At 73.9% G+C, this 3,465-nt stretch carries 3 protein-coding genes; all 3 read right to left on the minus strand.

Annotation, left to right across the window (positions count from 1 at the left end):
* Positions 1-307: 307 nt before the first annotated feature.
* Genes VFZ20_RS04105 through VFZ20_RS04115 form a run of 3 tightly spaced genes read right to left on the minus strand, consistent with a single transcriptional unit; the run spans position 308 to position 3,167 of the window.
* Positions 308-1,669 carry a sigma-54 dependent transcriptional regulator gene (locus tag VFZ20_RS04105; RefSeq protein ID WP_329682559.1) on the minus strand — a complete coding sequence of 454 codons (1,362 nt, stop codon included), beginning with the start codon at positions 1,667-1,669 and terminating at the stop codon, positions 308-310.
* Positions 1,666-2,916, minus strand: coding sequence for a sensor histidine kinase (locus tag VFZ20_RS04110; RefSeq protein WP_329682560.1), 1,251 nt, complete (start codon positions 2,914-2,916; stop codon positions 1,666-1,668). The genes VFZ20_RS04105 and VFZ20_RS04110 overlap by 4 nt, the downstream gene beginning before the upstream one ends.
* Before the next feature lie 35 nt (positions 2,917-2,951).
* Positions 2,952-3,167 carry a hypothetical protein gene (locus VFZ20_RS04115; protein ID WP_329682561.1) on the minus strand — a complete coding sequence of 72 codons (216 nt, stop codon included), beginning with the start codon at positions 3,165-3,167 and terminating at the stop codon, positions 2,952-2,954.
* Between the last annotated feature and the right edge of the window lie 298 nt (positions 3,168-3,465).

Here is a 3,465-nt window from a genome sequence, read left to right on the forward strand (position 1 = left end):
GGGCGGGGGGGGGGGGGGGGGGGCCCCCTCGCCCGTGGTAGAAACATTCTCATTCTGCGCGAAGACGGCGGTCCGGAGCCGTTGCAGTTGTCGTCGCGTGAGGGATGCGCGCCCGGAGGGCCGAGAACGCGGAGGGGCGGGCCACAGCCGTACCGTGTCCCGCCCCTCCGCGGGCTCGGCGCCGTTGGCAACAGTCGTATCGTTGCCTACGGCGCGCGCAGCCCGACCCGGAGCGCAGCGGAGGGGCACGCCCTGAACGGCAGTGCGAAAGTGCGAGAGTAACCGCCCCACTCACGCACTCACGCACTCACTCCAGGCCGTAGTCGTGGATCTTGTACGACAGCGCGCGCACGGACAGGTCCAGCAGCTCCGCCGCCTTCGTCCGGTTGCCCCGCGAACGCTCCAGCGCCCGCACGATGAGCGATTTTTCCAGCGCGGGAAGCCGGCGCTTGACGCTCAGGTCGCCATCGTCGTCCGGCACCTGGAACGGGTGGCGGCCCGTGCGCACGTGCGGCGGCAGGTGCTCCACGCCCACGCGGCCGCCGCTGAGCACCAGCGCCCGCTCGATCACGTTCTCCAGCTCGCGCACGTTGCCCGGCCACGTGTACGCGGCCAGCACGGGCACCAGCTCGCGCGGCAGCCCCGGCGCCTCTACCCCCAGCCGCCGCGCGTGCAGGGCCAGGAAGTGCTCGGCCAGGGGCGGCACGTCCTCGGGCCGCGTGCGCAGGGGCGGCACGGTGATCTGCACGACGTTGATGCGGTAGAACAGGTCCTCGCGAAACCGGCCCTCGCGCACCTCGTCCACCAGGTCGCGCGCCGTGGCCGCGAGCACGCGCACGTCCACGGCCCGCTCGCCCGTCCCGCCCACCCGGCGGATCGCCCGCTCCTGCAGCACGCGCAGCAGCTTGACCTGCAGGGGCAGGCTCAGCTCGCCGATCTCGTCCAGGAAGAGCGTGCCGCCGTCCGCCTCCTCGAACAGCCCCTCGCGCGCGCGGTCCGCGCCCGTGAACGCGCCCCGCTCGTGGCCAAAGAGCTCGCTTTCCAGCAGGTTCTCGGGGATGGCGCCGCAGTTGACGGCCACGAACGCCTTGCCCGCCCGCGGCGACGCGCGGTGCACGGCGCGGGCGACGGCCTCCTTGCCGCTGCCGCTCTCGCCCGTCAGCAGCACGGTGGAGGGGAACGGGGCCACGCGCGCCGCCAGGTCCATCACCTCGCGCATGGCGGCGCTCTCGCCCACGACGCCCTCGAACCCCTGCACCTGGCCCACCTGCCGGCGAAGGAGCGCCACCTCGCGGCGCAGCTGCTCGCGCTCCTCGGCCTTGCGCAGGGTGAGGATGACCTCGTCGGCGTTGAACGGCTTGCTGATGTAGTCGTACGCGCCGCGGCGCATGGCCTCCACGGCCGCGTCCAGGGTGCCGTACGCGCTCATCATGATGACGAGGGCCGTGCCGCCCGCCTCCTGGTAGCGCTCCAGGAACTCCAGCCCCCCCAGGCGCGGCATCCGCACGTCGCACAGGACCAGGGCGGGCGCGTCGGCCAGGGCCAGGCGCAGCCCCGCCTCGCCGTCCTCGGCCGTGGCCACCTGGTAGCCCTCGTCGCGCAGGATGAGCAGCAGGGTGTGCCGCAGCCCCGCCTCGTCGTCGATGACCAGTACGCGCCTGTCGCTCAACTCGGCCGCCGGGTGGGGAGGGAAAGGGTGAAGACGGCGCCGCCGCCGGCCCCCGAGGACGCCTCGATGCGCCCGCCGAAGTCTGCCACGGTGCTCGCGACGATGGCAAGGCCCAGCCCCGTGCCCTCGCCCGGCGCCCGCGTGGTGAAGAACGGGTCGAACACCTTGTCGATGTTCTCCTCGGGGATCCCCGGGCCCGTGTCGGCCACGGTCACGCGGATGGTTTCCGTCCCCGGCTCGATGCGGTGCGGGTCGCGCACGCTGGTCACCGTCTGCCGCCGCAGGTGCGCGTAGCTGATGCCCGGCGGGTCGTCGGCCCGGCGCACGGGAAGCGCGCTGCCGGGGGCCTGGTAGCGCTCCAGACGCGTGGAGACGGTGATGGACCCGCGGCCGCCCATGGCCTGCCGCGCGTTGTCCACCAGGTTCACGAACGCCTGCTCCAGCAGGTGCGGCGAGCCCAGCACGGGCGGAAGGCCGTCGGCCAGTTGCAGCTGGACGTCCACGTCGCGCATGACGCCCTGCACGCGCAGCAGGTTCACGGCGGCGCGGGCGGCGGCGTTCACGTCCACGGGCTCGCGCTCCGGCGGCGCGGGCCGGGCGTAGTCCAGCAGCCCCCGGACGATGCGGTCGATGCGCCGGGCCTCGCCCTCCACGCCGTCCGCCAACTCGGGGTCCGCCCCGCGGCGGCGCAGGACGGCCGCGTAGCCCAGCAGCGCCCCCAGCGGGTTGCCGATCTCGTGCGCCACGCCCGCCGCCAGCCGGCCGATGGAGGCCAGCTTCTCCGCCTCCACCAGGTCGCGCGTCGTGGCCAGCAGGCGGCGGTTGGTCTCGTCGAGGGACTGGACGTTGTGGGCCAGCTTTTCCTGGTTCTCCAGCAGCTGGTCCGTCATGCGGTTGAGGGCGCCGGAGAGCGCCGCCATCTCGCGGCTCTCGGCCTGGGGCGCGCGGCGGGCGTAGTCGCCCTCGGCCACGGCCTGGGCCGTCTCCACGGCGGCGCGCACGGGGCGCAGCACCAGGCGGACGATGAGCGAGTTGGCCAGCAGGACGTAGATGACCACGTCCATCAGCAGCAGGGCGCCCAGCAGCCACTGGTTGCCGGGGCGCACGCGCTGGGCGACGACCACCGTGGTGCCGGCCAGCAGCCCCGCGGCCAGGGCCAGGAAGGTGAGGTTGAAGAGGAGCTCGGCACGCAGCGAGCCCCGGCCGGGGCCGGGGCTCGCGGTGGATGGGAAATCGGCTTCCCTCACGGGATGATCGGCGTCACGGGGACGCGAGGGGCGGCTCAGGCGGCCGCGGGGGCCGGGGCCGTGACGCGGCGGCGGCCGTCCGCGGCGCGGGCCTGGCCCGTGCGCGGCTTGCCGTCCAGCGCCTCGCGGGCGATCTGGTGCCACACGCGGTCCACCACGGCGCCCGTGGGCTCGTCCCAGGCGAGCATGCCTTCGTCACGAGCCTGCTCCAGGGCCCTGCGCAGCGCGTGCTTGCTGACCGGCTTCCTCATGATGCCTCTCCTCTTCTGGGTACAGATCTGAGTCCGCGTCCGGGCCGGCGCGGGCCGTCCCGCCCGGCGCGCTGTCCCCCCTCCTCCACACCTCCCATTCCTACAGTAACACCGTGCTCCCGGACGCGCGAGAGGGGGATCCCGATGCCGTGCCGGAACTTCTCCGCATTGTTCCAAGCCGATGCACGGCAACGGGTTGGATGCGCACCCGGGCGGACTCTGAACGGCGGCGGGGCGGATGCGGACCGTTCACGGCGTAAACGGAAGCGCGGCGGCACTCCCGGAACGGAGTGCCGCC

It is taken from the genome of Longimicrobium sp. (assembly GCF_036280135.1).
GTDB lineage: Bacteria > Gemmatimonadota > Gemmatimonadetes > Longimicrobiales > Longimicrobiaceae > Longimicrobium.

What these genes read in the sequence shown, in the direction of transcription:
- VFZ20_RS04115 (WP_329682561.1), bottom strand. Translation starts at nt 3,167, where the DNA reads ATGAGGAAGCCGGTCAGCAAGCACGCGCTGCGCAGGGCCCTGGAGCAG.